This window comes from Kitasatospora sp. NPDC051164 (assembly GCF_044455625.1).
In the GTDB taxonomy this organism is placed as follows: Bacteria; Actinomycetota; Actinomycetes; order Streptomycetales; family Streptomycetaceae; genus Kitasatospora.
The window spans coordinates 1-6,566 of the sequence record NZ_JBITFB010000094.1 but is presented as its reverse complement, the minus strand read 5'-3'; the positions used below and the strand labels follow the sequence as shown (position 1 = coordinate 6,566).

General features: G+C 74.9%; 1 protein-coding gene and 1 pseudogene. Both read right to left on the bottom strand.

Going from position 1 to position 6,566, the window contains the following annotated elements; translation table 11 throughout:
• Window positions 1–1,971, bottom strand: a 1,971-nt coding sequence (locus tag ACIBEC_RS47345) for a type I polyketide synthase (RefSeq protein ID WP_360509303.1), incomplete at its 3' end; no start/stop codon positions are given.
• 498 nt (window positions 1,972–2,469) lie between these two features.
• A pseudogene (locus tag ACIBEC_RS47340) lies at window positions 2,470–6,552 on the bottom strand (SDR family NAD(P)-dependent oxidoreductase); the annotation flags it as partial.
• Window positions 6,553–6,566: the final 14 nt, after the last annotated feature.

The following is a 6,566-nucleotide window of genomic DNA, read 5'->3' as shown; positions in this document are numbered from 1 at the left end:
ACCCCAGGATTCGACCAACCGGAACAGCGCCACCTCCAACGCGAACAACGCCGGCTGGGTGAACCCCGTCTCGTCGATCAACTCCCCATCCGCGATCGCCCCGCGCAGCGAACGCCCCAACAGCGGATCCAACTCCGCACACACCGCGTCGAACGCCGCCGCAAACACCGGGTAGGAGGCATACAGCTCCTCGCCCATCCCGACCCGCTGACTCCCCTGCCCCGCGAACAGGAATGCCGCACGACCACCCGTCCCCGCAACCCCACGAACCCCTGCCGAGCCGCCCGCGGCCAGCGCCTCCAGACCGTCCAGCAACTGCGCCCGGTCATTACCGACCAGCGCCGCCCGGTGCTCGAACGCCGAACGGGCCGTCGCCAGTGTGAACGCCACATCGGTCAGCGCCAGACCCGGATCGGCCGCCAGCCGCCGCGCCAACCGACCGGCCTGCTCCCGCAGAGCCTGCTCGGTACGGCCCGACAGCACCACCGGCACCGGCCCAGGCACCGCAGGCACATCCACCGCGGGCACATCCACCGCGGGCCCATCCACCGCGGGCCCATCCACCGCATCGGGAAGCGCCTCCACCGCCGGCGCCTGCTCCAGGACGGCGTGCGCATTGGTGCCGCTGAAGCCGAAGGACGAGACACCGGCGCGGCGCGGCTCACCGGTCTCGGGCCAGGCCGTGTCCTCGGTGAGGACGCGGACGGCGCCGGCGGCCCACTCGACGTGCGGGGACGGCCGGTCGGCGTGCAGGGTCCGGGGCAGCACGCCGTGCCGCATCGCCATGACCATCTTGATGACGCCCGCGACGCCGGCAGCGGCCTGGGTGTGGGCCAGGTTGGACTTCACCGAGCCGAGCAGCAGCGGCCGGTCCTCGGGGCGGTCCTGTCCGTACGTGGCGATCAGGGCCTGTGCCTCGATCGGGTCGCCGAGGGTGGTGCCGGTGCCGTGGGCCTCGACGGCGTCGACCTGCCGGGCGGTCAGGCGGGCGTTCTCCAGGGCCTGCTTGATGACGCGCTGCTGCGAGGGGCCGTTCGGCGCCGTCAGGCCGTTCGAGGCGCCGTCCTGGTTGACGGCGGTGCCGCGGACGACCGCCAGTACCGGGTGGCCGTTGCGCCGCGCGTCGGACAGCCGCTCCAGGAGCAGCATGCCCACCCCTTCGCCCCAGCCGGTGCCGTCCGCATCGGCGGAGAACGCCTTGCAGCGGCCGTCGGCGGCCAGGCCGCGCTGGCGACTGAAGTCGACGAAGGCCTCCGGGGTGGACATCACGGTCACACCGCCGGCCAGGGCCAGGGTGGACTCGCCGCTGCGCAGCGACTGCACGGCGAGGTGCAGGGCCACCAGGGAGGACGAGCAGGCGGTGTCGATGGTGACGGCGGGGCCTTCCAGGGCCAGCGCGTAGGCGACCCGGCCGGAGGCGATGCTCGCGGAGCTGCCGGTGCCGAGGAATGCCTCGACGCCCTCCGGTACGGAGTGCAGGCGGGCGGCGTAGTTGTGGTAGATCACGCCGGCGAAGACGCCGGTGCGGCTGCCGCGCAGCGCGGCCGGGTCGATTCCGGCGCGCTCGAATGCCTCCCAGGAGGTTTCGAGCAGCAGGCGCTGCTGCGGGTCCATCGCCATCGCCTCGCGCGGCGATATGCCGAAGAATCCGGGGTCGAACTCGGTGGCGCCGTGCAGGAAGCCGCCCTCGGCGACGTACGAGGTGCCGGGGTTGTCCGGGTCGGGGTGGTAGATCGCGCCGAGGTCCCAGCCGCGGTTGGCGGGGAAGCCGTCGACGGCGTCGCGGCCCTCGCTGACGAGCTGCCACAACTCCTCGGGGGACCCCACGTTCCCGGGGAACCGGCAGCTCATGCCGATGATCGCGACCGGCTCGTGGTCCGCTGCCTCCACCTCCTGGAGCCGCTGGCGGGTCTGGGCCAGATCGGCCGTCACCCACTTGAGGTAGTCGCGAAGTGCCTCTTCATTCGCCATGACATGCCACCTCTTCAACGCATCCAGTCGGCTCGCGTCATTCGACGGATTTCTCACCGGCGGGAATTTCACAGCAATGGCCGATGGCCAGTGGAAATCCCCCGGGCGAAGTTGTCGGCAACTTCGGGCACCAGGAGCTTTTGCCAGATCGCCTATTGCATTTCGCTTTGCGAGATTATGGTTCGGCGGGGGCGCTCTCAACCCCTATCCGGCCCCTAGGTGGGGCTTTGCCGTACCGCCCCCGCCGAAGGTGGCCCGCCGCAGGTCGCGGTGTCGGGCCGGCCCGCTGCCTCGGCCGGCACGTCGATCGCTGCACGGCTGAAGGAATCGGTGCGGCTCCCGGGCGTCGGCGACAGGACGTGGCTCACCTACGACGGCCCGAGCGGGACGCTCAACCGCTGGACCCGGGCGGTGCCGGGAAGCTGAGCGGATGCCCGGGGCCCCGGGGCGGCACCGTCGGTGCTGCCCCGGGGCCCCGGGCCGTGGCCGGCTCCTGCCTCAGCCGGCGTCCTGGGAGCGGCCGAGCTGGTCGTTGATGAAGGCGAACAGCTCCTCGTCGGAGGCGGCGCGCAGCTGTTCGGTGTCGACGGCCGGGGCGGCCGGCTCCTCGACGGCCGCGAGTCGGCCGAGCAGGGCCTGCAGGCGGACGGAGAGGGTGCTGCGCAGGTCGTCGCCCGGGGCGGGGGCGGCAGCGAACGCGGCCTCCAGACGGTCGAGTTCGGCGAGCAGCGGGCGGGCCGAGGCGTCCGCCGCGGGGGCGGTCTCGGTGAACAGCAGCTCGGCGAGGGCCGCGGGCGTCGGGAAGTCGAACACCAGCGTGGCCGAGAGGCGCAGGCCGGTGGCGGTGTTCATCCGGTTGCGTAGTTCGACGCCGGTCAGGGAGTCGAAGCCGAGCTCCTTGAAGGCCCGTTCGGCCTCGACCGCGTCCGGGCCGGAGTGGCCGAGGACCGCCGCGACCTGGGTGCGGACCAGATCCAGCAGCAGCGTGCGGCGGCCCTCCTCGTCCAGTCCGGCGAGCCGCTGTTCGAGTGTCCGGGCCTGGTCGGCCGCCGCCGCGGCGGCGGCCCGGGGAGTGCGGCGGGCCGTGGCCCGGACCAGCCCGCGCAGCAGCGGCGGGACGGCGGAGGGGTCGGCGTGGGCGCGCAGTCCGGCGACGTCCAGGCCCACCGGGGCGAGGGCGGCGCGGCCGAGCGTCGCCGCGGTGTCGAGCAGGTCCAGGCCCTGGGCGGAGCCGAGCGGGGTGATGCCGCCGCGGGCCATCCGCTGGAGATCGGCCGCGTCGAGGGTGCCGGTCATGCCGCTGCTCTCCGCCCACAGGCCCCAGGCGAGGGACAGCCCGGCGAGGCCGGCGGCCCGCCGGTGACCGGCCAGTGCGTCGAGGAAGGCGTTGGCGGCCGCGTAGTTGCCCTGGCCGGCGCCGCCGAAGGTGCCGGCGACGGAGGAGAAGAGGACGAACGCGGCGAGGTCCGCGGACGCGGTGAGCTCGTGGAGGTGGAGTGCGGCGTCGACCTTCGGGCGCAGCACGGCGTCCAGCCGGTCGGGGGTGAGCGAGCCGACCACGCCGTCGTCGATGACGCCCGCCGTGTGGACCACGGCGGTCAGCGGGTGGGCGGCGGGGACGGCGGCGAGCAGGTCGGCGAGCGCCGCCCGGTCACCGGTGTCGCAGGCAGCGACGGTCACCCGGGCGCCGAGGGCGGTCAGTTCGGCGCTGAGCTCGGCCGCGCCGGGGGCGTCGGCGCCGCGCCGGCTGGTGAGCAGCAGGTACCTGACCCCGTGCCGGGTCACCAGGTGGCGGGCGACGAGCGCGCCGAGGGTGCCGGTGGCACCGGTGACCAGGACGGTGCCGTCCGGGTCGAGCGGCGGCGGGACGGTGATGACGACCTTGCCGATGTGCCTGGCCTGGCTGACGTACCGGAACGCCTCGGGGGCGCGCCGGATGTCCCAGGTGGTGACGGGCAGGTGCCGGAGGGCGCCCTGTGCGAACAGGTCGACGACGGCGGTGAGCATCTCGTTGATGCGGTCCGGGCCGGCCTCGATCAGGTCGAAGGCACGGTAGCGGACGCCGGGGTGCTCGGCGGCGACCAGGTCGGCGTCGCGGATGTCGGTCTTGCCCATCTCGATGAAGCGCCCGCCGCGCGGCAGCAGCCGCAGCGAGGCGTCGACGAACTCCCGGGCGAGCGAGTCGAGGACGACGTCGACGCCGCGGCCACCGGTGGCGGTGCGGAAGCGCTCTTCGAAGTCCAGGTCGCGGGAGGACGCGAGGTGGCTGTCGTCGAGGCCGAGTGCGCGCACGGCATCCCACTTGCCGGCACTGGCGGTGCCGAACACCTCGGCGCCCAGGTGGCGGGCGAGTTGCACGGCGGCCATGCCGACACCGCCGGCCGCGGCGTGGACCAGCAGGGACTCGCCGGGCTGCAGGTCGGCCAGGTCGGTCAGCGCGTAGTAGGCGGTGAGGAAGACCACCGGGACGGAGGCCGCCTCGGCGAAGCTCCAGTCAGCGGGCATCGGGGCGACCATCCGGCGGTCGGTGACCGTGACGGGTGCGAAGCCGCCGGAGAGCATGCCGAACACCCGGTCGCCGACGGCGAGGTCGGTGACGCCGGGGCCGACCTCGAGGACGACGCCGGCGCCCTCCAGTCCGAGCAGGCCGGCGTTGCCCGGGTACATGCCGAGGGCGTTGAGGACGTCCCGGAAGTTGAGGCCGGTGGCACGGACGCCGATGCGGATGTAGCCGGGCTCCAGCGGGGCGACGGCGGGCGGGAACTCGATGAGCTCCAGGTTCTCCAGGGTGCCCTTGGCCGGGATGCCGAGCCGCCAGGCGACGGCGTCCTCCGGCGGGGTCAGCGCTGCGTCGGTGGCGATCCGGGCCAGTCGGGGGGCGAACGGTTCGCCGTGCCGGACGGCCAGTTCGCTCTCACCGCGGGACACCGCCGTGGGCAGAGCGGTCGGCAGCGCCGCGGCGGAGTCGGCGGTCCGGTCCAGGTCGAGCAGGAGGAAGCGGTCCGGGTTCTCGGCCTGCGCGGAGCGCAGCAGGCCGCGAACCGCGGCACCGGCCAGGTCGTCGGCCCGCTCGCCGGGCGCGGCGGCGACCGCGCCGTGGGTGACGACCACGAGGCGGGCGTCGGAGAGGGCCTGCTGGTCGAGCCAGCCCTGGGCGAGGGCCAGGGCCCGGTGGACGCCGGTACGGACGGTGTCGGCGGACGGCCGGCCCGGGTCGTCCGCCGGGAACGGGGTGCCGAAGGGTGCGAGCACGAACCCGGGCACGGGGGCGCCCGCCGCGACGGCGGCGGCGAGTGCGGCGAGGTCCGGGTACGTCTCGGCGGCGATTGCGGCGGCCCGCAGGCTCCGGTGCAGTTCCTCGGCCGCGTCGGCCTGCCCGGGGGTGCCGATGACGGCCAGTGCGGCGGTCGGCCGGTCGGTGCCGTCCGCGGACAGCGGTGCCCATGCGACCTCGAACAGGTCGTCGTGATGCGTGGCGCGGACGCCCCGCAGCTGGTCGGCGGCGACCGGGCGCAGCAGCAGGGAGTCGACGGTGGCGACCGGGCGGCCGGTGGCGTCGGCGAGCGCGAGGGCGATGGTGTCGGCGCCCTGAGGGGTGATCCGCACGCGGAGCGCGGTCGCGCCGACGGCGTGCAGGACGACCCCGCTCCAGGAGAACGGCAGCCTGCCCTGGTCGCCGCCGCTGCCCTGTAGGAACGTGCCGTGCAGCGCGGCGTCGAGCAGTGCCGGGTGGAGGCCGAACAGGCTGCCGTCCGCCTCGGCCGTCGGCGGCAGCGCGACCTCGGCGAAGACCTCCTCGCCGAGCCGCCAGGCGGCGGTCAGCCCCTGGAACGCGGGCCCGTACGCGAAGCCGCCCGAGGCCAGCCGCTCGTACAGGCCGTCCACCGCGACCGGTTCCGCGCCGGGCGGCGGCCACGCGGTGAGTTCGGCGGCCGCGGCGCCGTCGGAGGCAGCGGCCAGGGCCCCGCCGGCGTGCCGGGTCCACGGCTCGTCGGGATCGGCGTGTTCGGGCCGGGAGTACAGGCTCACCGGCCGGCCGCCGTCCTCTGCGGCGGCACCCACCCAGAGCTGGAACTGCAGCGCCTCGGCGCCGGGCAGCACCAGGGGCGACTCCAGGGTGAGTTCCTCGAGTCGCGCGCAGCCGACCTGTTCGCCGGCCCGCAGCGCGAGCTCGACGAAGGCGGTGCCGGGCAGCAGCACGGTGCCGGAGACGGCGTGGTCGGCCAGCCACGGGTGGGTGTCGACGGCGAGCCGCCCGGTGAACAGGTAGCCGTCGGACTCGGCCAGCGGGGCCGCGGCCCCGAGGAGAGGGTGCTCGGGTGCGACCAGGCCCGCCGACGCCACGTCCGCGGCCCGGATGGCGGGCGCCTCCAGCCAGTACCGCTCGCGCTGGAAGGGGTAGGTCGGCAGGTCGATGCGGCGGGCGCCGGTACCGGCGAGGACGGCCTGCCAGTCCAGCACCGTGCCGCGGACGTGGAGTCGGGCGAGCGCGGTGGTGAAGCTCTCCGGCTCGGGGCGGTCGCGGCGCAGGGCGGGGGTGAGGACGGCGTCGGTGTCCTCCGCGAGGCAGTGCCCTGCCATGGCGGTCAGGGTGC